The organism is Burkholderia sp. NRF60-BP8 (genome assembly GCF_001522585.2).
In the GTDB taxonomy this organism is placed as follows: domain Bacteria; phylum Pseudomonadota; class Gammaproteobacteria; order Burkholderiales; family Burkholderiaceae; genus Burkholderia.
The window spans coordinates 2,593,306-2,619,433 of sequence record NZ_CP013372.1; the positions used below are offsets into that span (position 1 = coordinate 2,593,306).

The following is a 26,128-nucleotide window of genomic DNA, read 5'->3' on the forward strand; positions in this document are numbered from 1 at the left end:
TACCGTCGCCGGCCGCGTACCGCCACACTCGCGTCCATTCCATTCTTCAATCGAGGATGTACGCGATGTCCACCCCGACCCGTCTCGACACCACGCCCCGCGTGGCGCATGCCCCGGCCCATCCGGCCGCCCATTCGATGCCCGATCGCCGGCTCGTGCTGCTGCTCGCAGCGGCCGCCGGCCTCGGCGTCGCCCCGCTCTACTACGCACAGCCGATGCTCGGCGCGCTCGCGCCCGATCTCGGCGCATCGGCGCGAGCGATCGGCTTCGTACCGACGCTCACGCAGCTCGGCTATGCGCTCGGCATTCTGCTGCTCGCGCCGCTCGGCGACCGCTTCGACCGGCGCCGCGTGATCGTGACCAAGGCCGCCGCGCTGGTCGTCGCGCTGCTGCTGGCCGCCGTCGCGCCGTCGCTCGGGCTGCTGCTCGCGGCGAGCTTCGCGATCGGCCTCGCCGCGACGATGGCGCAGGACGTCGTGCCGGCCGCCGCGACGCTCGCACACGACGCGCATCGCGGCCGCATCGTCGGTACGGTGATGACGGGGCTGCTGCTCGGCATCCTGCTGTCGCGCGTGGTGGCCGGATTCGTCGCCGAGACGGCCGGATGGCGCGCGATGTTCGCGCTCGCGGCCGTCAGCGTCGCCGCGATCGGCGCGGTGGCCGCACGCGGGCTGCCGCGCTTCGAGCCGACCACGCGGCTGCCGTATCGCGCGCTGATCGGCTCGCTCGGCGCACTGTGGCGCGCCCATCCGGCACTGCGCCGCGCCGCCCTCGCGCAGGGGCTGCTGGCCGTCGGTTTCAGCGCGTTCTGGTCGACGCTCGCTGTGATGCTGCACGGCGCGCCGTTTCACCTCGGCAGCGCGGCCGCCGGCGCCTTCGGCCTCGCGGGCGCCGCGGGCGCGCTGGCCGCCCCGATCGCCGGGCGCCTCGCCGATCACCACGGCCCCGAGCGCGTCACGCGGATCGGTATCGGCATCGCGACGGTGTCGTTCGCGTCGATGGCCGCTGCGCCGCTGATGTCGCCGCATGCGCAGCTCGTCCTGCTCGCGCTCGCGACGATCGGCTTCGATCTCGGCGTGCAGGCCACGCTGATCGCGCACCAGGCGATCGTCTACCGGATCGATCCCGCATCGCGCAGCCGCCTCAACGCGGTGCTGTTCGTCGGCATGTTCATCGGGATGGCAGCCGGCGCCGCGATCGGCAGTTCGTTGCTCGCGCAACTGGGCTGGAACGCGGTGACCGCGCTGGCCGTCGCGACATCGCTGGCCGCGCTCGCCGTGCGGGTGTGGCGCAACTGAAGCCGGGCATCGCGTCAGGCCGGCGGGCAAGCCCACGCGGTTTGCCCGCTTTTTTTTATTTTCGATCGACGCGCGTGACGCTGCGCCGTGCGACAGATTCGCGCCGTTGCGGCACGGCAATCGCTCGTCCGGCGCAAGGACGGCGGCGGCTCGCCGAATTGTCCAGTTCACCAAAATATTTTTTCCGACGCACGTGCACGCCCGCCCGCAAACGTCGGATGAATCGCCGCTGCCGCATCGCACGGCGCTCTCCCATCCGGCCCCACCACACGGTTCCGGTGTATCAGGGGATTCCCGGTATTTTTTCGCATTTTCTTCGAAATAACGGGTGACATACTTGCCCCCCGTTGCGCTCCGTGCGAGCGCGCTTTCCGATCCAGCCGGCCGCCCGTCATGCGCTGCGCGTCCGCCCGGGTCGCACAGGACATGAACGATTTCGACACCACGATCCAGATCTTCCTCACCCACGTGACGTTCGGCCCGTTGATGAATCACGCGATCCGCGTGATCGCGGGCCTCTACACGTTCAAGGGCTTCGTGCTCATTCCCGTGCTGTGCTGGCTGTGGTTCCAGCCCGGCCCGAATCGCGAACGGCAACGCGAGCTGGTCGTCGCCACCGTCGCGAGCGGGCTCATCGCGCTGGCCGTCGGCCGCGTACTTGCGCAGGTGCTGCCGTTCCGCGTGCGGCCGATCTACAACCCCGACCTGCACCTGCACTTTCCGTCGGCCGGACTGCGCGCGGCGACGCTGCAGACATGGAGTTCGTTTCCGAGCGATCACGCGATGCTCTGGATGGCGATCGCGACCGGCATCTTCATCATCGCGCGCCGCATCGGCATCGTCGCGCTGCTGTATTCGGTCGTGTTCATCTGCCTGCCGCGCGCGTATCTCGGCTTTCACTATCCGACCGACCTGATCGCGGGCGCGGCGATCGGCATCGCGATCGCATGGCTGCTGACGCGCGACGCGGTCCGGTCGCGCTTCGCGCCGGCGGTGCTGGAGATGATCCGGCGCTTCCCCGCGCCGGCCTATACGCTCGCGTTCCTGCTGTGCTTCGAGTTGATCACGCAGTTCGACGAGTTGCTGACGCTCGCGCAGTCGGCCACGCGCACGATGTGACGAGCGCCCCCGCGATGCTGCCGCTGCTGTCGTTCCGTCGCCCCGGCGCGCGCTGCCGGCCATGCGCGGCCGCGGCACGCGGTGCGACGGCCGTGCCCGTCAGTCGCGATCGGGCGCGCCGAGCGGAAAGAACGAACGATACGGTCGTGCCTCGTCGACCGCGCGCGCGAACGACGGCCGCGCGAGCAGACGCTTGCGGTATGCGATCACGTTCGCGAACGCCGGGTCGATCCGGTGCGTCCAGTCCGCGTAGAACAGGAACGGCGCCGCGCCGCAATCGGCGAGGCTGAAGCGGTCGCCGGCCGCCCATTCGCGATCGGCCATCGTCTTGTCGAGCCACGCATACGACGTGTCGAGCATCGCGCGCGCATCGGCCACCCCACGCGCATCGCGTTCGGCTTCCGGCCGCAGCGCATCGAACACGACCTTCTGCTGCGGCGTCGCCACGTAGTTGTCGAAGAAGCGATCCATCGTCCGCACCTCGAGCGCCGCGCGCGGATCGTCGGGCAGCAGGCGCACGGGGCCCGGATGGTGCAGGCCGAGATACTCGATGATGATCGACGCCTCGATCACCGTGCGGCCCGCGTCGACGAGCACCGGGAAACGCTTCAGCGGCCACAGCGCGGCCAGTTCCTGCATCGGCTTCGGATCGTCGTGCGCGAGCACGCGATAGTCGAACGGCGTGCCGTTCTCGTACAGCGCGGTCAGCACTTTCTGGCAGTAAGACGAAAAGGGATGAGCGTAAAGCGTCGGCATCATGGACGGTCTCTCGGGTTTCGGCGCCGCGTCATGCGGCGCCACGTGATCGGATACCTTGACGACGAACGGCGCCCGGCCGTTTCGACATCGATCCGGAATTTTTTTTTCGAGGGACTGCCGGGGCCTACGAGCGGCCATCCGTCACGACACGCCCTTCGGCACGCCAGCGCAGCATCCCGCCGCCGAGATTCGCGACCGCTTCGAAGCCGGCCTTCTTCAGGATCACCGTCGCCTGCGCGGAGCGCCCGCCGGCCCGGCACACGGTCACGACCGGCCGCTCGCGCGCGATCTCGCCGGTGCGCGCGGCCAGTTCGCCGAGCGGGATCGGCATCGCGCCGGGCAGATGGCCGAGCGGGCCCGCGAATTCGTCCGGTTCGCGCACGTCGACGACCTGCACGGCCGGCAGATGATCCTCGAGCCATTGCGGATCGATTTCCCAGAAACCCGCGAACGTATAGACGAGCGGCGCCCAGTCGGCCGCCGCCCGCGCATCGGGCGCGTTCGCGGCGACGCCGCACTGGAGATTCGCCGGCACCGCGACGTCGATCTGGCGCGGATGCGCGAGCCCGAGGTTGCGCATGTAGCCGGCGAAATCGTCTTCGCTGAGATCGCCGCCGAGGCGCGGGTTGAAGCGCCGCTCCTCGCCGACGCTCGTCACCGTGAGCCCGCGATAGTCGTGCGCCGGATACAGCAGACACGCGGCCGGCAGCGTGAAGAGCCGGCCGTGCACCGCGCGATACAGCGCGCGCGGGTCGCCCTGCTGGAAGTCGGTGCGGCCGGTGCCGCGGATCAGCAGGCAATCGCCGGTGAACGCCATCGATTCGTCGTCGAGCACGAGGCTGATGCACCCGCTCGTGTGGCCGGGCGTCGCGCGCACGGTCAGGTAGCGCGAGCCGAACATGCAGCGGTCGCCGTCGTTCAGGTAGCGGTCGGCGCCCTGCGCGCCGCTCGCGGCCGAGATCGCGATCGCGCTGCCCGTGTGCTGCTTCAGGAGCCACGCGCCCGTCACGTGATCGGCATGCACGTGCGTGTCGACGGTCGCGACGAGCCGCAGCCCGAGTTCGTCGAGCAGCGCCGCGTCGCGGCGCACCTGCTCGAACACGGGATCGATCAGCAGCGCCTCGCGCGATGCGCCGTCGGCGAGCAGATACGTGTACGTCGACGATTGCGGGTCGAAAAGTTGCCGGAAGATCATGGCTCTGGGGCTCCGTCGCGGGTTCTTCAGTGGGTGTAGTCGAATCGGCATGCTGCATGGCGTCGCCGGGCGTCGGGCGTCGGGCGTCGGGCGTCGGGCGTCGGGCGTCGGCGTCGGCGTCGGCGTGACGATATCGCCACTGCGCGAGCGGCATCGGCCACCGCGGTTCGCACATTCACACAGCGTAGATCAAAATGCCCGCGCCGCCGGCAACACCCTGCGCGGCACCCGTTTCCGACGACGAATCGCGCACGGCGGGACGATACGCGGCACCGGGGCGGCCGCGCATGCTGCCTTACACTACGGCCTGTTCTCGTCCCCGATCACAGGAATGCCCCCGACATGTCGATGACGATCGATCCGAAGCAGGCCGCCGCGCTGCTGGCCGTCGCCGACACCGGCAGCTTCGAGCAGGCGGCCGTGCGCCTGCACGTGACCGCGTCCGCCGTCACGCAGCGGGTCCGCGCGCTGGAGGCGAGCCTCGGCACGCCGCTCGTGCTGCGCACGCGGCCGTGCCGCCCGACGGTGGCCGGACAGCGCGTGCTGCAGCACCTGCGCCGCGTCGCGCTGCTGCAGGCCGACCTGCAGAGCACGCTCGCGGCCGAGCGCGAATCGCCGATCTCGGTGACGATCGCCCTGAATGCCGACAGTCTCGGCACGTGGTTCCTGCCCGCGCTGACGTCCGTGCTCGCGGGCGAGCGGATCCTGTTCGAGCTGATCGTCGAGGATCAGGATCATACGTTCGCGCTGCTCGAAAGCGGGATGGCGGTCGGCTGCGTGACGACCGAGCCGAAGCCGATGCGCGGCTGCATCGCGACGCCGCTCGGCACGATGCGCTACCGGCTGCTCGCCGCCGCCGCGTTCGCCGGTCGCTGGTTCCCGCGCGGCCTGAACCGCACGAGCGCGCGCCACGCGCCCGTCGTCGCGTATTCGCGGCGCGACACGCTGCAATCGTCGTTCCTGAAGGAGAAGTTCGGCTTGCCCGAAGGTGCGTACCCGTGCCACTACGTGCCGGGCACCCATTCGCACTTCGCCGCGGTGCGGCACGGGCTCGGCTACGCGATGGTGCCGGAGCCGCTGATCGGCGCCGCGCCGCTCGACGCGCAGGGGCTCGTCGATCTCGCGCCCGCGCATCCGACCGACGTCACGCTGTACTGGCACGCGTGGACCGTGCAGTCGCCGACGATGGCGTCGCTGTCCGAGCGGGTCGTCGAAGCGGCGCGCCGGCTGCTCGCGCCGTTGTCGTGACGCGCAGGCTCGCGGGCGATCGACGTTGCCGGCGCGGGATGCGCGGCGACAGGAAAGTCAGCCGCGCCGCCTATACTTTTTCCATCGGCCTCGCGAACGTGCCGCGCGGCCGATCATCCAGGTCCGGCCGTTCCCTTTCGTGTGAGGAGAACATCATGTCCCGCCGCTATATCGATTGCCGCGAGTTTCCCAGCGCGACGCATTGCTCGGTCGCCATCTCCGCCGACTCCGACAACGAACTGCTGGAGGCCGCCGTGCAACATGCGGTTTCGGTACACCAGCACACCGACAGCGCCGAACTGCGCACGCAACTGAAATCGCTATTCCACGACGGCACACCGCCCGCCGACATGCCGCGGCAAGCGTAATCGGCTGGCACGGCAACGATCGAGCGACCGCGCGCCGCGTCACCTCTTCGTGCGTGACGTCATGTCATGCCACGCCGCGCCGGCCCGTCGCCGGCCGGCGCGTTCCGCTTCACGCGCGACGCTGCGCGAAATACGCGCCGACCGCGCCGACGAACGTGTCGATGTCCGCGCGCGACACGTCGCAATGCGTGACGAAGCGCGACGCATACAGCATCTGCGTGAGGATCCCGCGCGCCTTGAGCCACGCCTCGAGCGGCGCGCAATCGGCTTCGGGGAATTGCGCGAACACCATGTTCGTCGCATGCGACAGCACCTTCACCGCGTCGATGCGCGCGAGGCCGGCCGCGAGATGCGCGGCATTCGCGTGATCGTCCGCGAGCCGCTCGACGTTGTGATCGAGCGCATACAGGCACGCCGCCGCGAGAATGCCCGACTGCCGCATCCCGCCGCCCAGCACCTTGCGCCAGCGCTGCGCGCGCTCGATCAGCGCACGGCTGCCGACCAGCACCGAGCCGACCGGCGCACCGAGCCCTTTCGAGAAACAGATCGACACGGTGTCGAACGGCGCGCACAGCTCGGCGATCGGGCGACCCGATGCGACGGCCGCATTGCATACGCGCGCGCCGTCGAGGTGCGTGGACAGCCCGCGGCTGCGCGCGAACGCGACGGCTTCCCGCACATAGCCTTCCGGCAAGACCTGGCCGCCGATCGTGTTTTCGAGCGCGAGCAGTCGCGTGCGGGCAAAGTGATTGTCGAGCGGCTTGATCGCCGCGGCGATCTTCGCGAGCGGCAGCGTGCCGTCCGGCGCGTTCTCGATCGGCTGCGGCTGGATGCTGCCGAGCACGGCCGCGCCGCCGCCCTCGTACTTGTAGGTGTGCGCGAGCTGGCCGACGATGTACTCGTCGCCGCGCTCGCAATGCGACATCAGCGCGGCCAGGTTGCTCTGCGTGCCGCTCGGGAAGAACAGGCCGGCCTCCTTGCCGGCGCGCTCGGCCGTCACCGCCTGCAGGCGCAGCACGGTCGGGTCGTCGCCCCAGACGTCGTCGCCGGTTTCGGCGGCGGTCATTGCGGCCAGCATCGCCTGGCTCGGACGTGTCACGGTATCGCTGCGTAAATCGATCATCGCTGTGCCCTGAGTAAACGAGCCGGCATCCCTGCGTCCGGCCCTGCCGAAAACGAGACTCAGAGTGTACGCAATTCACGCAGCGCGTGCCGGTGGAGGCACGCGGTCGCGCGGATCAATATCGCGGCGGGGGCGGCTGGAAGCCCGCCGGCGGCATCGGCGGCGCGGCGCGCGGCGCCGTGCCGTAGCCGCCCCCGCCGTACCCGCCGCCACTACCGCCGCTCATGCCGCCCGGCACCGGCACACGGTTGCCGGTCGCATACATGCACTGCAGATACGCGTAGTCGTAGCGCCGCTGGACATCGTAGGCCGAGCCCTGCGCGGCGCCCGCGCCGACGACGCTGCCCGCGAGCAGCCCCGCGCCCGCGCCGACCGCCGCGCCGGTGCCGCCGTTGAATGCGGCGCCGGCCGCCGCGCCGAGCGCGGTGCCGACGGCCGCGCTGCCGACCGCGCTCGCGGTCGACGCCTGCCCGGCGCTCACGCCGCCCGATTGCTGGAACGCATACTGGCGGCAACTGCCGTCATCCGCGCGGAACTGGTCGAACGACTTGCCGGTGCCCGGCAGCGCCATCACGCTCGGGCCGGTCGGCATGTATGCGCATGCGCCGAGCAGCGCGACCAGCGCCAGCGCGGCCGGCACGCGCAGCGGTCGAAATACGGTCTTCATCGTCGCGCCTCCGTCACTGCGGCCGCGCCGGCACCGTGCGCCAGCCCGACTTGCAGGTCTTCACATACGGGTAGTAATGCTTCGACGCGTCGCAGTAGTACCAGAGGTTCGCGTCGCCGTCGTCCTGCGGCTGCCCCTTCTCGACATACTCGGGCGGCGGCGGCGGAGCGACCGGCACCGCGACGACGGGCGGCGGGTAGTAGTACGGCGCAGGTACGACAGGGGCGTAGTACGGGTAGCCGGGGCCGATATAGACCCCGACCCGGGCGGCATGCGCCACGCCGCCCGTCGCGACCGCCACCGCGGCCGCCGCGCCCAGCGCGAGCTTCAATCCATTCACGTCACGTTCTCCGGCAGGCCGGTTCGTCGATCCGAACCGGACATCCCGAACGCTACGCCGCACGCGATCCGGTATCCATTACGGGCGGGCGCGCAAATGTTGCGCGACGTTACCCATGTGACAGACGCCCGGCTCGTTCGGACGCGCGCGTTACGCGTTTAACGCTTCGAAACCGTTGGCCCTCCCGGCACACGGTTTTCGTCTGCGCAAAACCGTTCCGATGACGCGACGCGCCATATTGACGCACGTGCGTCAGACCGCCACGCCGCGGCCGTGCGCGCCGCGAACGGCCTTCTTGATACGAATCAACGATTTATCCGGAAATCGCGCGCGACGGGCTGGACATCTGCGACGAGTTGGCGCATTTCGCGGTGCAACATCGCGGCCCATACTCCAGCCAACCCCGACGCCGTCCGCCGGGGTCCGCCGGCACCCGCCGGCGGGTATCGTCAAGCCTCGGTCAACTGGTATGGACACCGCACTTTCGGCCCTCGATCTGGCCCGCCTGCAATTCGCGTTCACCGTCTCGTTTCACATCGTCTTTCCGGCGCTGAGCATCGGCCTCGCCAGCTTCATCGCCGTGCTCGAATATCGCTGGCTGAAGACCGGCAAGCAGTACTACAAGACGCTCTGCCTGTTCTGGTCGAAGATCTTCGCGGTCGCGTTCGGGATGGGCGTCGTGTCCGGCGTCGTGATGAGCTATCAGTTCGGCACCAACTGGTCCGGCTTCTCGAGCTTCGCCGGCGCCGTCACCGGCCCGCTGCTGATGTACGAGGTCATGACCGCGTTCTTCCTCGAAGCCGGCTTCCTCGGCATCATGCTGTTCGGCTGGAACCGCGTGAGTCCGCGCGCGCACTTCGGCGCGACGCTGATGGTCGCGATCGGCACGCTGATCTCGACGTTCTGGATCCTCGCATCGAACAGCTGGATGCAGACGCCGCAGGGCTTCGAGATCGTCGACGGCCGCGTCGTGCCGACCGACTGGTTCGCGATCGTCTTCAATCCGTCGTTCCCGTACCGCCTCTTCCACATGGCGATCGCCGCGTTCATCGTCGCCGCGCTCGTGGTGGCCGCGACGGGCGCGTGGCACCTGCTGAAGGGCCGCCGCGACAAGGGCGTGAAGAAGATGTTCTCGATGGCGCTGTGGCTGCTGCTGGTGCTCGCGCCGCTGCAAGCCGTGATCGGCGACCAGCACGGCATCAACACGCTGAAGCACCAGCCCGCGAAGATCGCCGCGATCGAAGGGCTGTGGGAAACCGAAAAGGGCGGCACGCCGCTGAACCTGTTCGGCATCCCCGACATGAAAGCGGAGACGACCCGCTACGCGGTCAAGGTGCCGCACCTCGGCAGCCTGATCCTCACGCATAGCTGGGACGGCGAAATCCGCGGGCTGAAGGACTTCCCGCCGGAAGACCGCCCGAACTCGACGGTCGTGTTCTGGAGCTTCCGGATCATGGTCGGCCTCGGCTTCGCGATGATCGGCCTCGCCGTGCTCGCGTGGTTCCTGCGCCGCCGCGGCCGCCTGTACGAATCGAAGTGGTTCCAGCGCTTTGCACTGGCGATGGGCCCGACCGGTTTCGTGTCGCTGCTCGCGGGCTGGGTGACGACCGAAGCCGGCCGCCAGCCGTGGGTCGTGTATGGCGTGATGCGCACCGCGCAGGCCGTGTCGCCGCTGTCGGTGCAGCAGGTCAGCCTGTCGATGATGACGTTCGTGATCGTGTACTTCCTCGTGTTCGGCACCGGCGTGTACTACATGCTGAAGCTGATGAAGGCCGGCCCCGCGCTGCCCGACGTCGAGCACGACGCGACGCACGACCTGCCGGACACGCGCCCCGATCACACCGCGCGCCGCCCGATGTCGGCCGTCGACGAGCTGATCGAGACCGTCTGAGCCCACTCCTTTCGCATACGAGAAAAACCTATGGACGTCACCGTAATCTGGGCCGCGATCATCGCATTGGGGCTCTTCATGTACGTCGTGCTCGACGGCTTCGACCTCGGCATCGGCATCGTCTTCCCGTTCTTCCCGGACGAGCGGGAACGCGACCTGATGATGAACACCGTCGCGCCCGTGTGGGACGGCAACGAGACGTGGCTCGTGCTCGGCGGCGCCGGGCTGTTCGCGGTATTCCCCGTCGTCTATTCGACGGTGCTGTCGGCGCTGTACCTGCCGCTGATCTTCATGCTGGTGTGCCTGATCTTCCGCGGCGTGTCGTTCGAGATCCGCGCGAAGGCGCGGCGCACGAAGCAGCTGTGGGATCTCGCGTTCATCGGCGGCTCGGCCGGCGCGACGCTGTTCCAGGGGATCGCGCTCGGCGCGTTCCTGCAGGGCATCGACGTGAAGGACGGCGTGTACGCCGGCGGCGCATTCGACTGGCTCACGCCGTTCAGCCTGCTGACGGGCCTCGGCCTGATCGTCACGTACGCGCTGCTCGGCTGCTGCTGGCTCGTCGCGAAGACGGAAGGCGACCTGCAGCGGCGCCTGCATCGCGTCGTGTGGCCGCTGACCGTCGTGCTGCTCGGCTTCATCGCGATCGTCAGCCTGTGGACGCCGCTGCAGGATCCGGCCATCGCGCAGCGCTGGTTCGATTCGGGGCTGTTCTGGCGCCTGCTGCCGGTGCCGTTCCTGGTGGCCGCGTGCGCGGTGTGGATGCGTCGCGCGGTACGCGACCGGCACGACATGACGCCGTTCGTGCTCGCGCTGGCGCTCGTGCTGCTCGGCTACGTCGGCCTGCTCGTCACGCTGTTCCCGTATGCGATTCCCCAGACGATGACGATCTGGGAAGCGGCGGCGCCGCGTTCGAGCCAGACCTTCACGCTGGTCGGCGCAGCGGTTATCCTGCCGATCATCATCGCCTACACGACGATGGGTTACTGGGTATTCCGAGGCAAGGTGCGCCATGAAGACCAGCATTACTACCACCACTGATTCCGTCGATCGCCCGCCTGCGGCGCCGCGGCCGCGGATGCGCGGCTGGATGTGGTTCGTCGTTCTGTGGGTGGGCGGCGTGCTCGGCGCCGTCACGCTCGGCTATGCGTTCAAGATCTTCATGAACCTCACGCTGTTTGCGGTGAAGTAGGCGAAGCGGCCGCCCCGGGTCGAACGATGGCCCGGGCGGCCGTTTTGTCGTCGGGCGCAGCTTTGGCCAGATGCATCAAGCGACGCATCGTGCATCCGCTCCCGCGGAGACGGCATCAGGCCGAACCACTCACGAATCCGCCATTCAGGCAGAAATCTATACAAATCACATCGCGGATGTGAGTAAAACATATAGATTTCTACCAAAATACAAACCGCGCCGCTGGATCGATCAACCGCACACTGCGCGTCTACCCCCGCCCGCGCAACGCCGCCTCGATCTTGCGATCGGTCTTGTACTGGCTCAGCGCATACACCGACCAGATCGCGGCCGGCAGCCAGCCGATGATCGTGAGTTGCAGGAGCAGACAAATGATCCCGGCGATCGGGCGGCCGATCGTGAAGAACTGGAACCACGGGAGCAGCAGGGCAAGCAGAAGGCGCATGAACGATCCTCTCGGTACATCGTTGAACGGGTGATGCGCGACGAATATGCCGGTGCACGCGCCCGAATTCAAGCCATGCACCGGCATCGCGGCGCCTCGATCCGCCAGGCGCCGCGTTCATCACACTTCTCTTCCGAAGCGCCCGCGTCATGCCGCGGGCGCGCCGCCGTTCCTGGCGCTCAACGCCCGATACCGAGCCCCGGCAGCACGCGCGTATTCTCGGCCACGACCGCCTGCAGCAGGCGCGGGTCGGCGCCGAGCAGCGCGAGGATCGTCGGCGCGACCTGCTTCGTGCCGACGAGATCGTTCACCGTGCGCGCACGATGCAGGCCCGGATACGACACGAGCAAGCCGAGGTGGCTGTCGTCCGGCGCGTTGCCGCCGTGCTCCTCGTCCTTCTTCGTGCTCGACGTGTAGATCACGCCCGGATTCGGCTGGACGACGATGTCCGGCGTGCGGCCGTTGGCCGGATCGCCGAAGCGGTCGGCGAGCGCCGCGCCGTACAACACGTACGCCTGCGGGCCGTCCGCGCAGATGCCCGGCGCGTTGCAGCCGAGATTCGCCTTCAGCGTCTGTACCACGGCCGTGCGCTGGCTGCGGTCGCGCAGCCAGATCAGCCCGACGTCGTCGGTCTGCACGAAGCCCGTGCCGACCAGGCCCGAACCGTCGTTCAGGTTGCCCGTCGCCGTGTTGTTCTGGCCGAAGTTGCCGTTCGGGTCGATGAAGTTGTTCGCTTCGAGCAGCTTCGTCAGCGTGTCGCCGTTCTTCACGAGCTTCGTGTGATCGGTCGGCGACTGGCCGTGCTTCGACGTGACGATCACCGCCGTCGACGAATACAGGTTGGCCTGCTTCAGCGCCGCGACGACACGGCCGATCGCGTCGTCGACGTACGTGATCGCGTTCGCGACCTGCCCGTTCGGCGTGAAGTCGGCGTCGAGATAGCCGCCGCCCTTCGCGACCGGCGCCTTCTGCGCGACGCTCAGCGTCTGGAAGTTCGCGCCGAACAGCGTCGGCACCGGCGCGCTCTTCGTGCCGGTCGAATCGCGGCCGCCGATCTGGTTGATCAGCGCCTGCACGTGCAGGTTGTCGAAGCGCGCGGTGTGCGAGTAGACGTCCGTATAGTCAGTGTTGGTCGCCGGGTCGATCGAATTGATCTCGGTGCGCATCAGATCGTCGACACCGGTGCCCGACGGGCCGTTCAGCCAGTCGTAGCCCCACGCATGCTTGTCGGCCCATGCGGTGCGCGCATTCGGCACGCCGGCCTTCACGGCCTCGAACACCGTGTTGGTCTTCACGTAGTTGTGCGGGTAGACCGGCACGCACTGGCCGTTGACCTTCGCATGCGGGATCGCCTGCGGATTGAACGCGCCGCCGCCGTCGAGGTGCACGAGCGCGCCGCCATTGAATGCATCGATGCCGGTCGTCTCGTCGAACACGACGTTCCAGCCCTGCTTGCCCGAGCACGTCGTGTCGCTCGGCGCGTACAGGTTGCGGTCGTACGACACGTCGTAGAACAGGCCGGCCGTCTTCGGCGAGCCGCCCGTCACGAGCGCGGCGAGGCCCGGGAACGAATCCGACAGGCCCGGCGTGTACGCATTCGCGTACGTCACGCCGCTCTTCGCGAGCACCGCGATGTTCGGGCACGTATTCGCACCGATGCAGCGCGCGAGATCCTGTTCGTGCAGACCGTCGATGCTCAGCAGCAGCACATGCTTCACGACGCGGCTCGTCCGCCCGTTGCTCTCGCCGTGAGCGTTGCCGTCCTGTTGCGCCGCATGCGCGCCCGCGCTGGCGAGCGCCAGCGCACCCGCCACCATCACCGCCATTTTCCGTTGCTTGATGAACCTGGAAATCATCACCCCACCTCACCGATTGATGTTGAACTACGCGACTTGCCGTCAGGCGCGCAAAATATCGCCGGATCGTGCGGCGGTCGGATGAAGCGGGGCTTTCTGTTCTCTGTCAAACGTAACCAATCGCAAATGACACGAAGCAGTCGCAATACGCGGCCTTCGCGTGCGCCGGCCCGCGCGGCCGGGTTTTTTTTCGGCTTGGCCCGCGACTATTGGCGTGTGATAAAGGGTTTTCCCTGACCCGGAGCACGACTATGTCAACCCTGGAAGCTCTCCGGTTCGTGCTGGACGATGCACGTACCCCCGAAATCATTCGCCATCACGTCGTCGACGCGCTGCAGTACGCATTGCGCAACTACGGACAGGTGTTCACCGCGAAGGAAGTCGAATGGCTGACGCAGTGGGACGACGCGCGTCTGCCGCTGGCCGCGAGGAAGGAGCTGGACAAGCGCGAACCGGCGATCGCCGGGCGCTGACGAGACCGCCGCGCCCGGCGGGTGCGGGCGCGGCGGCGGATGGCGGCGACGCTTACTGCAGCCCGAAGTCGACGCGGGTCGTCGCGCCCTTGTCCGAGATGCCCTTCGCGTCGAGCTTCGGCGCGACGACGAACATGCGGCTCGAGTCGATCTTGCCGTCGAGATACTGGCGCACGACCTGCGCGCGCTGCTGCGCGAGCGCACGCAGCGCGTTGTCGTCGGCCGGCGCGTGATCGGCGAGCGCCTGCTTCATGTCCGCATCGGGCAACGTCTTCTGCAGGCCGACGAGGTTGCGCGGCTTCTTGAAATCGGCGGCCTTGTACGCGCGCGTCAGGTACTTCGAGTATTCGGCCTTGTCGACCTTCACCGACATCGGATCGACGCTCTCGCCCTGACCGACCACGTCCTTCAGCTTCTGCTGACGCACCAACCGCTCGACGTACGCGTCGCGCAGCCCCGGCGTGTCCTGCGCCGGGTCGACGCGGCCGATCAGGTCGAGGCGGATCGACGGCTTCTCGGTCAGCATCTTCACGACGGTGTCGAGCTTCTTCTGCTGCGCGTCGGTCAACGCGTACGAACCCGGCGCGAACTCGACGTAGCCGAGATCCTCGCCGCCGCTGCCGCCGAACGCACTCGCGAGCAGCGTGAACGGCGACGTGACGGCCTTCGCGATCAGGTTCAACACCGCGTGCCAGATCAGCCCGCCGACGCTGAACTCCGGATTCGACAGCGAGCCCGACACCGGCAGGTTCACGTCGATCTGGCCGCGCGTATTCTTCAGCAGCGAGATCGCGAGCTTCACCGGCAGCTTCGTCGCCGTGTCGTTCTCGACACGATCGCCGAACGTGAGCTGATCGATGAAGATGTGGTTGTTCGCCGACAGCTGGTCGTTCGCGAGCTGGTAGTGCAGATCGACGTTGAGCTTGCCCTTCGTGATCGGGTAGCCCGCGTACTTCGCCGAATACGGCGTCAGATTGGTCAGCTCGATGTCGTGCGCGATCGCCGTGAGGTCGAGCGCCGGTTTCTCGATCAGCGGGTTCACCGAGCCCTTGATCGAGATCGGCCCGTTGCCCGCGAGGTTCGCGGCGACGTCGACCGGTGCGGACGTCGTCGAATCCGTGCCGAACGCGCCGACCGTGCCCTTGATCGCGACGAGGTTCGCCGTGTAGTTCGGCTTGATGAAGTTGTCGGTGTACGTGACGCGGCCGTTCTGCAGCACCAGTTCGCCGAAATGCATCCGCACCGGGTTCTGCGGCTGCGGCGCAGCCTTCACGACCACCGTCGCCGACGCGGCGGCCGGCACGGACGCCTGCTGCGCGGCCGCGGCCGACGCGGCCTGCGCGGCGGCCGGCGGCGTCACGCCCGGCGACAGCGGCACCGGCTCGCCCTTGCTCGCGTCGCGCGTGAGCGACTGCGCGGGGCCGGTCTCCTTCGCGACCACGTCCTTCAGGTTCAGCCGCCCCTGCGCGTCGAGCAGCACGCGGCCGTAGAAGTTCGAGAACGTCACGCGCGCGGCGTCGACGTCGGTGCCCTTCTCGTCGTAGTTCGCCTTCAGGTTCGACAGCGCGAGCGAGCGCCAGCCCGCGAACGGGTCGGAGGTCGCCTTGTCGAGCATCCGCACGTCGACCAGCGCGACGTCGCCGCGATAGGTCGCGCGCGGCGTGTCCTTCACCTGCGCGAACGTCAGGTTGCCTTGCGCGTTGAGCAGCGCGCTCGCGATCGTCGCGTTCAGCGCGCTGCCGAAGTACGGCTCGAACGCGGCCGCATCGAGACGGTTGCCGTTGATCTTCAGGCCGAGCTTCAGCGGCTGCGCGGTCACGTCGCCCGACACGTTCAGCGAGCCCTTGCGGTTCAGCGTCGCCTTCAGTTGCACGGGCAGCGGCTTCGTCAGGTCGTCGCTCACCTTCTGCACCGACAGCTCCAGCGGCTTGATCGCCAGCTTCACCGGGCGCGGCGTCGACAGGTCGGTGAAGTTCGCGGACGCGTCCTTCACGTTCAACGCATCGATCCGGTAGTGCCACGACGGCGCGGCGGCCTGGGCCTTGCGCGCGACGGTGCGCTGCGGCACCGCCGCCTGCGCGGGTTCGGCCAGCGCCGCGAGGTCGATCTTGCCGTCCTTCAGGCGCTTCACGTCGAGCGCGAGCCCGCTCGCGTCGACGCTCGCGATCTCCGCGGTGCGCGCGGCGACGTCGACCTTCGCGATCTTCGCGCTCGCGTCGGGCAGCGCGATCGCGGGCGCCTTGTCGTTCGGCGCGGCGACCTTCAGCGACTTCAGGCTGATCGTGCTGTCCGCGACTTCCGCGGCGAGCGGCGTCTTGCCCCAGTCGGTCTTCGCGTTGACGGTCGCGCCGAGCGTGCCGTCGAGCACGCGCGCGCGCGTCGCCTCGCCCAGGTACGGCTGCAGCGCCGGCAGCGCGAGCGCGGCGACCGTCAGCTTCGTGTCGGCCTGCTTCGCGGCGAGATTGAACGCGCCTTCGGCCGTCACGTCGCCGCCGCGCGACAGCGACGTCGACAGCGTGTATTTCGCGGGTGTCTTGCCCTGCAGCGAAAAACCGTCGAGCGTCGCGGCGAGCTTCGTCAGCGACATCGCGGTCGGCGTCGCCGGCACGCGGTCGTCGACGTTGATCGTGCCGCCGTCGATCGCGAAACGACGGATCGTCAGGTCGAGCGGCGGCGCTGCCTTCGCGGCGGCGCTGCCTTCGGCCTTCGCGCCACTGGCGGCGCTGGCCGCGGCGACGGTGGCGCCGGAAGCGCCGGCAACGGCGACGGCCGACGCGGCCGGCTTGCCGGCTTCGGCCTTCGGTGCGGCGGCCGGCTGCGCGACGAGCTTCTCGACGTTCAGCACGCCCTGCTTGTCGCGCGACAGGTCGACCACCGGCCGGTCGATCTGGATCTCGTCGAAGTGCATCGCGTTGCGCAGCGGCTCGAGGCCGGCCGCCGCGACGTGCACGCCGCGCGCGGCGAACAGCGGCGCCGACGCGCGGTCGGTCACCTTCGCGTCGTTCAGATCGACGGTGCCCGACACGCGCAGCGCGGGCGTCTCGCCGCTCATCACGAAATTGACCGTGAGGTCGCTGCTCAGCAGGCCGCTCGTCACGATCACCGGCAGCTTCGCCGGCGCGTACGAGATCAGCTTCGGCACGTCGAGGCGGTCGAATTTCAGCGCGATTTCCGATTCGCGCGACTGCGCGAACGGCTTGGTCTTGCCGTCGATCGAGAGCGGGCTGCCGTCGAAGCGCGCGCGCAGCTTCGGCTCGACGAAGATGTCGGTCTTCGAGGCCAGCGTCGCGATGTACGGAATGCCGAGCGTCCAGTTGTCGACGACGTGCTTTTCGTTCAGCAGGCGATCGTCGAAGTCGATCCGGCCGTCGTTGACCTGGATGTTCGACACCGAGAACTGCGCCGGCTTGCTGTCCGGTTGCGGCGACGGCGACGAGAACTTCTCGATCAGGTCGGTGAAATTGAAGCGCTGGGCGTCGTAGCGGACGATGCGAAAGCGCGGCGAATCGAGCCGGATTTCGTTGACGATCGGCGCGCCGCGGAACAACGACGACCACGACGGCCTCACGACGAGCTTGCCGATGTCGATGAAGTCGCCCTGACCGCCGCGCTCGCCGAGGTGGATGCCGTCGGCTTCGAGGTTCAGCGTGTACGGGTTCAGTGCGATGCGCTGGATCGTGGCCGGACGGTCGAGCTGCTTGCTCAGTTGCTGTTCGGCGACATGGCGGATCAGCGGCGGCGCCGCGAAGAAGCCGAGCAGTCCGAATAAAACGACGAAGATCAGCACGCCGATGCCGATACGCCGGGTCCGGCGCGAGCGTGCAACGCCGCCGAGGGCATGGAGGGTCGAGGGTACGGTTTCTTTGTCTGCGCTTGCCATGCTTGAGTGTCTCGGAAATGGATGACGGGCCGCGCCGGACAACCGGGCGGCCGCGCACGCTATCCCGAAAGTATAGGCTCAGGAAGTGACGGTACGGAGGTCGGGCGCCGCCGCCGCGCCCGCCGGTCGGACAGCGGCGGCGGTCAACCGTTCATTTCCGGACGACGACGGGCGGCATCCACGACCCGTCGCTCGCCTGCGGCTTCGGCGCGTACAGGCGCAACGCGAGCACGAAATCGGTACGCGGCGCCGGCAGCCAGTTGGCCGCATGCGTGCCGCCCGGCGACGCCGACACGACGATGTCGATCGAGCCGTCGCGGTTGCGGCGCAGCCGGTCGCGATCGCCGAGCGAACGACGCGCCGACCCGACGTCGGGCAGCGCGCCGTTGGTCGTGTACGGCGTGAGCGTCCAGAACGCGCGCACCGGCGGCAGCGCGCCCGGCGCGAAATGCAGCACGTAGCGGTTCGCGCCGTTCAGCGGATGGCCGTCGCTGTCGACGCGGGTGATCGCGAGCGTCTCGTCGTCGCGCGTGGCGGTGCCGAACTGCGTGTAGGCCGCGTACGCGCGCAGCGCGTAGTCCTGGCCGTACTTGCCGGCCGTGTCGCCGATCCAGTTCCAGCCGTTCGCGTTCAGCAGGTTCGACGGCGGCGTCGCGAGCCGCGCGCGCGCCTCGGCGATGCCGGCCGTCGCGGCCGTGAGACGGTCGCCCGTCCACAGTACCGGGTAGCCGGCCTTCACGCCGATGTCGGCGAGCGATTCCTGGGCGTGCGCGTCGTCGGCCGGCGCCGGATTGTCCTGCAGCGCCTGCGCGAAGCGCGTGAAGAACGCCTTCGGGTCGAGCGCGGCCACCTGCTCGGCCGGCGTGCCGCCGCCCACCGCCTCGGACGGCGCGCTGCCCGCATGGACCGCGACCGACGCGCCGCGCTCGGCGCCCGTGTAGACCGACAGCGGCACCACGCGGATCGCGCGCTGCAGCTTCTTCACGTTCGTCAGGTCGCGTCCGCCGCTCGTCTGCAACCGCACCTCGAGCCACGCATTGGCGGACGGCACGTCGACGCGCAGCACACCCTTCGGCAGCGTGCCCTGCCAGTCCCTGGCGGCGAAGGCAATCGTTTGCGACCGTCCGGCGCCACGGGCGCCGCGCGCTGCAACGCTCGACGACGACCACAGCACGTTCGTCCACATGTCGAGCGCGCGCGCGTCCCAGTAGCGGCCGCGCGTGTCGGGCAGCGTGACGATCACGGGTTCGGCGGCGACGTCGAGCCAGCCGGTCGAGTCGAGCGTGTCGACGCCCGGCAGCGGCGGATTGACCGCGCCGACGGGCGGCAGCGCCTGTGCGTGGCGCAGCGTGTTGAGCGGGGCCTGCCCCGGTTGCGCGCCGTCGCCGCCCGTCGCCGCTTCCTTCGCGACGTCCATCAGCACGAGCGGATACGCATAGATATAGGAGTCGGCGACTTCCGCACGCATCCAGCCGGTTTTCCGCTGGATCGCGTCCGGTTGCGACGCGCATCCCGCAAGCAACGCCGCAATGGCCAGCGACGCGCACGCGCGTCGCAGAGAAACTGATTCTCGCTGGTTTTCAATCATCGATTACTGGCCGAATATCATTCTTTTCAGTCAACGCCCTGTTCGCCTCGCGAACGGCGAAAACAAGGCACCCCAGCGTGCCCGGATGACCGTTTCGCTACGATTCGTAACGGTGGGCGCTGATGTCAGGCCGGTATCATAGCGCCTAAGGGCATCCCCCAATATGCCGAATAACGGGTAGAACGCTAGCCGAACCGTTAAAAAATCCGAAATAGTCCACGGGATTCGGCAAAAATCCGGAACTGCACCGGGAGCATCAACCCGTCAACGCCTCGCGAGCGCCAAGCCTGGCGCCTCGGCGCGCGCCGGCTGTCCGTCTGGAAGCCGGGCGATCGCCTTTTCCGCATGGTGACAATCTGTGTGCATCGACATGCGGCGCATCGTCGCCGGCGCTTGACCTTACCATCATGGGAATGTTGATACTGGCACCATTCGCGGCACGAACCGCGCCTTTGGGGAATCCGACATGACCGAACCACTTGCCTCCGCGGCGCTGCACACGATCGAACTGAGCGTCGACGGCATGCATTGCGGCGGCTGCACCGGCCGCGTGCAGCGCGCGCTGGCCGCCGTGCCGGGCGTCGTCGGCGTGGCGGTCGATCTCGACGCCCATGCGGCAACCGTCACCGCACAGGAGACGGTCGAGCCCGGTCGGCTCGTCGACGCCGTCCGCGAGGCCGGCTACCGCGCAGCGGTGCGCGAAGCGGCGGTCGACGCCGTCGAAGCCGTCGCGGCCGCGCATTCGGCGCACGCGCCCCTCCCCGCGGCGCCGGCTGCCGCCGCGACGATCGAACTCGACATCGACGGCATGACCTGCGCGTCCTGCGTGTCGCGCGTCGAGAAGGCGCTCGCGAAGGTGCCGGGCGTCACGCGCGCATCGGTCAATCTCGCGACCGAGCGCGCGACCGTCGATGCGTCGGCAGGCGTGTCCGCCGCGCAACTGGCGGATGCCGTGAGGCAGGCCGGCTATGGCGCAACGCCGACGACGTCGGACACCGCCGTCCCGGCCGCTGCCACTGCCACTGCGTTGCCCGCCGCGCCCGCCAGCATCGAACTCGACATCGATGGCATGACTTGCGCATCCTGCGTGTCGCGCGTCGAAAAGGCGCTCGCCAAGGTGCCGGGCGTCACGCGCGCATCGGTCAACCTCGCGACCGAACGCGCGACGGTCGACGCGTCGGCCGACGTCTCCGCCGCGCAGCTTGCCGAAGCGGTGAAACAGGCTGGCTATGACGCGACACCGGCTGCCGTCGCCACGCCTGCCGTCACGTCCGCTGCCGCCGACATCGAACTCGATATCGGCGGCATGACCTGCGCGTCCTGCGCCGGCCGCGTCGAAAAAGCGCTGGCCGCCGTGCCGGGCGTCGCGCGCGCGACGGTCAATCTCGCGACCGAACGCGCGTCGGTGCACGGCGCCGGCGCACTCGATCCCGCTACGTTGATCGCGGCAGTCGCCACGGCCGGCTACCGTGCGTCGCTTCCCGCCGCCTCACCCGCAGCCGAAACGACCGGCACCGACTTACGACCGGCCAGTCCCGGGCACGACCCCGACGCACGCAAGCGCCGCGAAGCGATCCGCGAACGCAACCTGGTGATCGCGGCCGCCGTGCTGAGCGCGCCGCTCGTCGCGCCGATGCTCGCCGCACCGTTCGGCATCGACCTGATGCTGCCCGGGTGGCTCCAGCTCGTGCTCGCGTCGATCGTGCAATTCGGCTTCGGCGCCCGCTTCTACCGCGCGGCCTGGCATGCGGTGAAGGCGCGCACCGGCAACATGGATCTGCTCGTCGCGCTCGGCACGTCGGCCGCGTACGGGCTGAGCCTGTGGATGCTGCTGCGCGATCCCGCGCATCCCGGCCATCTGTATTTCGAAGCGTCGGCCGTCATCGTCACGCTCGTGCGCTTCGGCAAGTGGCTCGAATCGCGCGCGAAGCGCCAAACCACCGAGGCGATCCGCGCGCTGAACGCGCTGCGCCCCGACCGCGCGCGCGTCGTCGAGCACGGCGTCGAACGCGACGTGCCGCTGTCGCAGGTGCGCGTCGGCACACGCGTCGGGATTCGGCCCGGCGAGCGCGTGCCCGTCGACGGGCGGATCGTGTCGGGTCGCTCGCACATCGACGAATCACTGATCACCGGCGAAAGCCTGCCCGTGCCGAAGGACGACGGCGACGCCGTCACGGCCGGCTCGATCAACGGCGAAGGCGCGCTCGTCGTCGAAACCACCGCGATCGGCGCGGAAACGACGCTCGCGCGCATCATCCGCCTCGTCGAATCCGCGCAGGCCGAGAAGGCGCCGATCCAGCGGCTCGTCGATCGCGTCAGCGAGGTGTTCGTGCCGGCGATCCTCGGCATCGCCGTGCTGACGCTGGTCGGCTGGCTGATCGCCGGCGCCGGGATGGAGACCGCGATCCTCAACGCGGTCGCGGTGCTCGTGATCGCGTGCCCGTGTGCGCTCGGTCTCGCGACGCCCGCCGCGATCATGGCCGGCACGGGCGTCGCAGCCCGGCACGGCGTGCTGATCAAGGACGCGCAGGCGCTCGAGCTCGCGCAGCGCACGACCGTGATCGCGTTCGACAAGACCGGCACGCTGACCGAAGGCAAACCGTCCGTGACGGCGTTCGACGCCGTCGGCGTGCCGCGCGGCGAAGCGCTCGCGCTCGCGGCGGCCGTGCAGCGCCAGAGCGATCATCCGCTCGCGCGTGCGGTGGTCGCCGCGCATGACGCGGACGTGGCCGCACGTGGCGCCGCCGCCGAGTCGGTCGTCGCAACCGACGCGCGCGCGGTGGCCGGACGCGGCGTGGAAGCGCACGTCGGCGGGCAGCGGCTCGCGCTCGGCAGCACGCGCTGGCGCGACGAACTCGACATCGCGGTACCGCCGGCGCTCGACGCCCGTGCGGCGGAACTCGAGGGCGCCGGCAACACGATCTCGTGGCTGATGCGTGCCGACGCGCCGCGCGCGGTGCTCGCACTGATCGCATTCGGCGACACCGTGAAGCCGGGCGCCCGCGACGCGATCGCGGCGTTGTCGGCGCGCGGCGTCGCGAGCGCGCTCGTGACGGGCGACAACCGCGGCAGCGCGGCGGCCGTCGCGGCGGCGCTCGGCATCGGCGAAGTGCACGCGCAGGTATTGCCCGACGACAAGGCGCGCGTCGTCGCCGAGTTGAAGCGCACGCACGGCGGGATCGTCGCGATGGTCGGCGACGGGATCAACGACGCGCCGGCGCTCGCCGCGGCGGACATCGGCATCGCGATGGCGACGGGCACGGACGTCGCGATGCACACGGCCGGCATCACGCTGATGCGCGGCGACCCGGCCCTCGTCGCCGACGCGATCGACATCTCCAAACGCACGTACCGCAAGATCCAGCAGAACCTGTTCTGGGCGTTCGTGTACAACCTAGTCGGCGTGCCGCTCGCGGCGCTCGGGTTGCTGAACCCGGTGATCGCGGGCGCGGCGATGGCGTTTTCCAGCGTCAGCGTCGTGACCAACGCGTTGCTGCTGCGGAGATGGAAAGGCCGCGCGCGTTGATGCGGCTGGCGGTGTATGCCGGATGAGCGAACAGGTCGGCGCTCGACCTTCGACCGACAGGAACAGTCGGGAAGCGTGCCGACGTTGGTCGGCTACACGGCGAGCGGAACCGGCAGCACGTCACAACGCATCGCCGCGTCGGCGGATTCAGTCCGACACGACCGGTTTGATCAACGTCGTGGTGATCGGCGCGAAGCCGCACGCGCGATACAGCGCACGCGCCGCCGCGTTGTGATTGAACACCGACAATCCGATCTCGGTGACGCCGTACCGGCGTGCCTCGGCGTCGAGCGCATCGAGCGCGCGCGTGGCCCAGCCCTGGCGACGCCGGGACGGGACGATGTCGAGGTCGTAGATGAACAGTGTGCGGTTCGGCCCTTCGGGGACGATCGCGTACCAGAGGTCGCCCACCGGATCGCCGCTGGCGCCGTCGATGAGCGTGACGAGGGTCTGGCCGGCGGTCAGCAGGCCGTCCGGCAGCAGCGTGTCGAAACAGGCGCGCGCACGATCGGCCGCGTCTTCGACAGCATTTTGCCCGGAGGAAACGAGATCGCTCGCGTAGCCGTCGATGGCTCGCGTGCGGTACGCGTGGAATTCGCCGGCCGTCATCGGCCGCATCTGCAACATGGCCCGGTCGCCGTGAACGGAATCGAACTTCCAGTGTAGCGGGACGGGCGCACCAGCGCGCAATGCGGCGGTGGAAAGCGGGCAGGCAGGGAGGTGCGACGGACGCCGCGCCGAATCAGCGAATCAGCGAATCAGCGAATCAGCGAATCAGCGAATCAGCGACGATACAGAACGATCGGCACCAGGTTCGCACGGCGCACGCGCTCGGCCTCGGCGTGACGTGCGGCGTACGAGTATTCGGCGTCGAGCGGCAGGTGCGGGGACACGAACAGGTCGTCGATTTTTTGCAGCAGGGCGAAGATGAAGCTCATGTGAGACTCCTGACAGATAGTGCTAGGGTTTTCCCTTAGATGCCACCATTCTAAGGGTTTTCCCTAAATTCTGCCAGTGGGCTGCATCGGTTTGCCGCACGCGCACGACAGCCGACCGCCGCTGCGGAACGGCGATCCTTGCTCCATCACGCTTTCAGGATAGGGTCGAAACGATCAGCGCGTGCGACGCCCCCGCTTCGCGACGGCCGCGTCGCGGTTCGCGTTGCGCTGAAGCCGGTCGACTTGCGACAGGAGCGCTTCGTGATGCTCCTCGAGCGTCATCAACGTGGCCTGCTGCGTCGACAGATCGGCCGCAAGGCGATCGATCCGTTGCTGCTTGGCGGCCACGTCCTGCTTCAGGTGCGCGATCTGCCGCGTTTGCAGCACCAGCGCGACGAGCCCCGCCAGCACGACGACGGCCAGCGCGAGCAGCAAGCGGTTGACGCGGCGCATCTCGCGATCGGCCGAGCCCGTCAAGCCGTCCACGTCGGACTGCAACGCGGCGAGCCGGTCGGTCAGCGGGCGCAGGTGCGTGTCCGGATCGAAGGCTGGCGCGGCCGGCTGCGTACGCTCCGATGATGGCCGGGTCACGAACGACGCGGCCGATGCCACGGGCTGCGCAACCGGCGACGGCCGGGTGTCGGGTTGCGGGGCAGCATCACGAGGCGGCGCGGCCTGCATAGCGATTGCTGGCTGGGCCGGCCGGCCCGGCGTCTGCACGCCGATGGGCGCGGCAGCGGCCGCCGACGGCTTCGATTCAGTCGCTTCCGGTACCGTATCGACGTGCGTCGCGACCGGCTCGGACCGCATCGGCGCCACCGCTTCGCTGGCACCGGCCGCCGCCCGACGTCTGCCGCCGAACGACGCGCGGCGCTCCTTCACGGCGTCACCGGGCGGTCGCCCTCCACGTGATTTGACGGCCGTTGCACCGGCGGTGGCGGCAAGGACCGGTGCCGCGACTTCACCGCCCGCCGCGTGCCGCTCGATCGCGGCCATCGCAGCGGCATCGACCAGGGGCGCGTCGTCGGCCTTCGTTGCGGCACCGTCAGCCGCAGGCAAACGATCGGCAATCGCGGCCTCGCCCGCACCATCAGCCGGCACGGCGCGCCCGGTTTCCGCCGGTCCGACCGCCGTCGCGCCCTCCGGCGCGCTGAACCCGTCCAGCGTTGCCTGCATTCCCGCGGCGGCATCCTCGGCAGCACCGGTCGCCGCGTCGGTTTCCTCTACGACTTCGTCACGCGACGCGACCGGCGCCCGTTCGACAGGCTCGAGCACCGGATCGCCGAACAGGTCGAGCGTCAGCGCATCGCGCGACGCATCGCCGCCCGATGCACTATCGGGGCGCGCGGTCGTCCTGGCGAACGTGTCGCCCGCAGCAGCGGCTGAACGCATGCGGGACCGGCCGGGTGAACGGTTGGAACGGGAACGTAAGCGAGGTGAAGCTTCGGTCATGTCTGCCAAATTATTGTCCGAGGACGTCCGTCAGAAACCAAGTATTCTGCAATAAATCAATAACTTGCACCATCAACTTGTCGAATTTACTCCAACGCTATCCAGCCCGAGCCAGCGACGCTTGCTGGGCAATGGGCGACGTGATGGGCCGAAAACCGATGCTAACCGACAAACGAGCCAAAACGCTCAAACCAACCGACAAACCAGTCTTTGACGGAAAGGTAACGGGGACTGCTTGCCGCTCCCCACGAAGTCGGGCTTCAAATGGACCCTACGCTTCACCCGCCCGGTGACGGGTAAGCAATGCGACGCGGGCTTGGGCGCCTACTCCGAAATCTCTATCGCTGAAGTAAATGAGAAAACGATTGCGCTACGCAAACCCATCGATAACGACGAAAATCCAGTCGACCAACGCAATCGGGATCGAGAAGCGGCCAGCATTGCCACCGCTGTCCTGACATTCGAGAAAGCCGCCCGCCGGGCTCATGAAAAACTGAAGCCGAGCTGGAAAGGCGAGAAGTATGCAACTCAATGAAGGCACGCGAAAAAGTGCCGAACGACACGACGTCGACAGGATTCCTCCGTCGCCCCAAAGCCGAAAGCAATGCGCGCGGCCGCGTTGCCGCTCACGGCTTCCTATCCAGTTTCCGGAATTGGGCCAGCGAACCCATTCGACCTGAACAATGTCCAACGGGCATTTCGCGACTAGCGAGCCTGGCGCTATCATCGCGTCGGTAAGCGCGTCGCGGTCAAGCGCGTCGGTCTCACGATGC

At 68.6% G+C, this 26,128-nt stretch carries 22 protein-coding genes; 10 read left to right on the forward strand and 12 right to left on the reverse strand.

Features of this window, described 5'->3' with window-relative positions; translation table 11 throughout:
* Positions 1–65: 65 nt before the first annotated feature.
* Together WS54_RS12005 and WS54_RS12010 are read left to right on the forward strand one after the other, a co-directional pair.
* On the forward strand, positions 66–1,298 hold the full coding sequence (locus WS54_RS12005) for an MFS transporter (protein ID WP_059780217.1): 1,233 nt from the start codon (positions 66–68) through the stop codon (positions 1,296–1,298).
* A 426-nt stretch (positions 1,299–1,724) separates the two neighbouring features.
* Positions 1,725–2,417 carry a phosphatase PAP2 family protein gene (locus tag WS54_RS12010; protein ID WP_059780218.1) on the forward strand — a complete coding sequence of 231 codons (693 nt, stop codon included), beginning with the start codon at positions 1,725–1,727 and terminating at the stop codon, positions 2,415–2,417.
* Between the two features lie 99 nt (positions 2,418–2,516).
* Here WS54_RS12010 and WS54_RS12015 read toward each other — a convergent pair whose 3' ends face one another.
* Complete coding sequence (locus tag WS54_RS12015) at positions 2,517–3,176, reverse strand: glutathione S-transferase family protein (protein ID WP_059780097.1); 660 nt, start codon at positions 3,174–3,176, stop codon at positions 2,517–2,519.
* A 124-nt stretch (positions 3,177–3,300) separates the two neighbouring features.
* Positions 3,301–4,371: a rhodanese-like domain-containing protein gene (locus tag WS54_RS12020; protein WP_059780098.1), complete on the reverse strand. Its 1,071-nt coding sequence runs from the start codon at positions 4,369–4,371 to the stop codon at positions 3,301–3,303.
* A gap of 342 nt (positions 4,372–4,713) precedes the next feature.
* Here WS54_RS12020 and WS54_RS12025 point away from each other — a divergent pair, with 342 nt between their 5' ends.
* Both WS54_RS12025 and WS54_RS12030 read left to right on the forward strand, forming a co-directional pair.
* The gene (locus WS54_RS12025; RefSeq protein WP_059780099.1) at positions 4,714–5,619 is read left to right on the forward strand and encodes an HTH-type transcriptional regulator ArgP; all 906 of its coding nucleotides are present in this window, start codon (positions 4,714–4,716) and stop codon (positions 5,617–5,619) included.
* 155 nt (positions 5,620–5,774) lie between these two features.
* Entirely contained in the window at positions 5,775–5,987 is a 213-nt protein-coding gene (locus tag WS54_RS12030) for a DUF1059 domain-containing protein (protein ID WP_034205979.1), read from the forward strand.
* A 109-nt stretch (positions 5,988–6,096) separates the two neighbouring features.
* Here WS54_RS12030 and ltaE read toward each other — a convergent pair whose 3' ends face one another.
* The 3 genes from ltaE to WS54_RS12045 form a co-directional block, all read right to left on the reverse strand.
* Positions 6,097–7,110 carry a low-specificity L-threonine aldolase gene (ltaE, locus tag WS54_RS12035; protein WP_059780100.1) on the reverse strand — a complete coding sequence of 338 codons (1,014 nt, stop codon included), beginning with the start codon at positions 7,108–7,110 and terminating at the stop codon, positions 6,097–6,099.
* A 115-nt stretch (positions 7,111–7,225) separates the two neighbouring features.
* The gene (locus WS54_RS12040; protein WP_059780101.1) at positions 7,226–7,777 is read right to left on the reverse strand and encodes a YMGG-like glycine zipper-containing protein; all 552 of its coding nucleotides are present in this window, start codon (positions 7,775–7,777) and stop codon (positions 7,226–7,228) included.
* Between the two features lie 13 nt (positions 7,778–7,790).
* The gene (locus WS54_RS12045; protein ID WP_059780102.1) at positions 7,791–8,117 is read right to left on the reverse strand and encodes a hypothetical protein; all 327 of its coding nucleotides are present in this window, start codon (positions 8,115–8,117) and stop codon (positions 7,791–7,793) included.
* Positions 8,118–8,586: 469 nt separating this feature from the next.
* Here WS54_RS12045 and WS54_RS12050 point away from each other — a divergent pair, with 469 nt between their 5' ends.
* From WS54_RS12050 to WS54_RS12060, 3 genes are read left to right on the forward strand one after another with little or no spacing between them, the layout of a single operon-like run.
* A complete protein-coding gene (locus WS54_RS12050) occupies positions 8,587–10,008 on the forward strand; it encodes a cytochrome ubiquinol oxidase subunit I (RefSeq protein WP_059780103.1) in 1,422 nt (473 codons plus the stop codon).
* A 30-nt stretch (positions 10,009–10,038) separates the two neighbouring features.
* Entirely contained in the window at positions 10,039–11,046 is a 1,008-nt protein-coding gene (gene cydB, locus WS54_RS12055; RefSeq protein WP_034205974.1) for a cytochrome d ubiquinol oxidase subunit II, read from the forward strand.
* On the forward strand, positions 11,018–11,197 hold the full coding sequence (locus WS54_RS12060) for a hypothetical protein (protein WP_034205973.1): 180 nt from the start codon (positions 11,018–11,020) through the stop codon (positions 11,195–11,197). The genes cydB and WS54_RS12060 overlap by 29 nt, the downstream gene beginning before the upstream one ends.
* A gap of 250 nt (positions 11,198–11,447) precedes the next feature.
* Here the strand turns inward: WS54_RS12060 and WS54_RS12065 are convergent, their stop codons facing one another.
* Positions 11,448–11,642 (reverse strand): YqaE/Pmp3 family membrane protein, encoded by a 195-nt coding sequence (locus WS54_RS12065; protein WP_034206306.1) that lies wholly within the window; start codon positions 11,640–11,642, stop codon positions 11,448–11,450.
* 179 nt (positions 11,643–11,821) lie between these two features.
* On the reverse strand, positions 11,822–13,498 hold the full coding sequence (locus WS54_RS12070) for an alkaline phosphatase family protein (RefSeq protein ID WP_059780104.1): 1,677 nt from the start codon (positions 13,496–13,498) through the stop codon (positions 11,822–11,824).
* A 251-nt stretch (positions 13,499–13,749) separates the two neighbouring features.
* Here WS54_RS12070 and WS54_RS12075 point away from each other — a divergent pair, with 251 nt between their 5' ends.
* Positions 13,750–13,971 carry a hypothetical protein gene (locus tag WS54_RS12075; protein WP_011548933.1) on the forward strand — a complete coding sequence of 74 codons (222 nt, stop codon included), beginning with the start codon at positions 13,750–13,752 and terminating at the stop codon, positions 13,969–13,971.
* Positions 13,972–14,023: 52 nt separating this feature from the next.
* On the opposite strand, the gene WS54_RS12080 is transcribed toward WS54_RS12075, so the two are convergent.
* Both WS54_RS12080 and WS54_RS12085 read right to left on the reverse strand, forming a co-directional pair.
* Complete coding sequence (locus tag WS54_RS12080; protein ID WP_059780105.1) at positions 14,024–17,851, reverse strand: DUF748 domain-containing protein; 3,828 nt, start codon at positions 17,849–17,851, stop codon at positions 14,024–14,026.
* Between the two features lie 151 nt (positions 17,852–18,002).
* Positions 18,003–19,439, reverse strand: a complete 1,437-nt coding sequence (locus tag WS54_RS12085; RefSeq protein ID WP_059780106.1) for a DUF1254 domain-containing protein — start codon at positions 19,437–19,439, stop codon at positions 18,003–18,005.
* A gap of 466 nt (positions 19,440–19,905) precedes the next feature.
* Here WS54_RS12085 and WS54_RS12090 point away from each other — a divergent pair, with 466 nt between their 5' ends.
* On the forward strand, positions 19,906–22,965 hold the full coding sequence (locus WS54_RS12090) for a heavy metal translocating P-type ATPase (protein ID WP_082725009.1): 3,060 nt from the start codon (positions 19,906–19,908) through the stop codon (positions 22,963–22,965).
* A 147-nt stretch (positions 22,966–23,112) separates the two neighbouring features.
* On the opposite strand, the gene WS54_RS12095 is transcribed toward WS54_RS12090, so the two are convergent.
* The 3 genes from WS54_RS12095 to WS54_RS12100 form a co-directional block, all read right to left on the reverse strand.
* Entirely contained in the window at positions 23,113–23,592 is a 480-nt protein-coding gene (locus WS54_RS12095) for a GNAT family N-acetyltransferase (RefSeq protein ID WP_059780107.1), read from the reverse strand.
* Positions 23,593–23,747: 155 nt separating this feature from the next.
* Positions 23,748–23,903: a hypothetical protein gene (locus WS54_RS33980; protein ID WP_011548928.1), complete on the reverse strand. Its 156-nt coding sequence runs from the start codon at positions 23,901–23,903 to the stop codon at positions 23,748–23,750.
* Between the two features lie 174 nt (positions 23,904–24,077).
* Positions 24,078–25,355 (reverse strand): hypothetical protein, encoded by a 1,278-nt coding sequence (locus tag WS54_RS12100; RefSeq protein WP_059780108.1) that lies wholly within the window; start codon positions 25,353–25,355, stop codon positions 24,078–24,080.
* 235 nt (positions 25,356–25,590) lie between these two features.
* Here WS54_RS12100 and WS54_RS33640 point away from each other — a divergent pair, with 235 nt between their 5' ends.
* Positions 25,591–25,890 (forward strand): hypothetical protein, encoded by a 300-nt coding sequence (locus WS54_RS33640; protein WP_156444571.1) that lies wholly within the window; start codon positions 25,591–25,593, stop codon positions 25,888–25,890.
* Positions 25,891–26,128 lie beyond the last annotated feature (238 nt).

Coding starts and splice junctions, on each gene's coding strand:
- WS54_RS12005 (WP_059780217.1), top strand. CDS start 66: ATGTCCACCCCGACCCGTCTCGACACCACGCCCCGCGTGGCGCATGCC.
- WS54_RS12010 (WP_059780218.1), top strand. CDS start 1,725: ATGAACGATTTCGACACCACGATCCAGATCTTCCTCACCCACGTGACG.
- WS54_RS12015 (WP_059780097.1), bottom strand. CDS start 3,176: ATGATGCCGACGCTTTACGCTCATCCCTTTTCGTCTTACTGCCAGAAA.
- WS54_RS12020 (WP_059780098.1), bottom strand. CDS start 4,371: ATGATCTTCCGGCAACTTTTCGACCCGCAATCGTCGACGTACACGTAT.
- WS54_RS12025 (WP_059780099.1), top strand. CDS start 4,714: ATGTCGATGACGATCGATCCGAAGCAGGCCGCCGCGCTGCTGGCCGTC.
- WS54_RS12030 (WP_034205979.1), top strand. CDS start 5,775: ATGTCCCGCCGCTATATCGATTGCCGCGAGTTTCCCAGCGCGACGCAT.
- ltaE (WP_059780100.1), bottom strand. CDS start 7,110: ATGATCGATTTACGCAGCGATACCGTGACACGTCCGAGCCAGGCGATG.
- WS54_RS12040 (WP_059780101.1), bottom strand. CDS start 7,777: ATGAAGACCGTATTTCGACCGCTGCGCGTGCCGGCCGCGCTGGCGCTG.
- WS54_RS12050 (WP_059780103.1), top strand. CDS start 8,587: ATGGACACCGCACTTTCGGCCCTCGATCTGGCCCGCCTGCAATTCGCG.
- cydB (WP_034205974.1), top strand. CDS start 10,039: ATGGACGTCACCGTAATCTGGGCCGCGATCATCGCATTGGGGCTCTTC.
- WS54_RS12060 (WP_034205973.1), top strand. CDS start 11,018: ATGAAGACCAGCATTACTACCACCACTGATTCCGTCGATCGCCCGCCT.
- WS54_RS12065 (WP_034206306.1), bottom strand. CDS start 11,642: ATGCGCCTTCTGCTTGCCCTGCTGCTCCCGTGGTTCCAGTTCTTCACG.
- WS54_RS12070 (WP_059780104.1), bottom strand. CDS start 13,498: ATGATTTCCAGGTTCATCAAGCAACGGAAAATGGCGGTGATGGTGGCG.
- WS54_RS12075 (WP_011548933.1), top strand. CDS start 13,750: ATGTCAACCCTGGAAGCTCTCCGGTTCGTGCTGGACGATGCACGTACC.
- WS54_RS12080 (WP_059780105.1), bottom strand. CDS start 17,851: ATGGCAAGCGCAGACAAAGAAACCGTACCCTCGACCCTCCATGCCCTC.
- WS54_RS12085 (WP_059780106.1), bottom strand. CDS start 19,439: ATGATTGAAAACCAGCGAGAATCAGTTTCTCTGCGACGCGCGTGCGCG.
- WS54_RS12090 (WP_082725009.1), top strand. CDS start 19,906: ATGACCGAACCACTTGCCTCCGCGGCGCTGCACACGATCGAACTGAGC.
- WS54_RS12095 (WP_059780107.1), bottom strand. CDS start 23,592: ATGTTGCAGATGCGGCCGATGACGGCCGGCGAATTCCACGCGTACCGC.
- WS54_RS33980 (WP_011548928.1), bottom strand. CDS start 23,903: ATGAGCTTCATCTTCGCCCTGCTGCAAAAAATCGACGACCTGTTCGTG.
- WS54_RS12100 (WP_059780108.1), bottom strand. CDS start 25,355: ATGACCGAAGCTTCACCTCGCTTACGTTCCCGTTCCAACCGTTCACCC.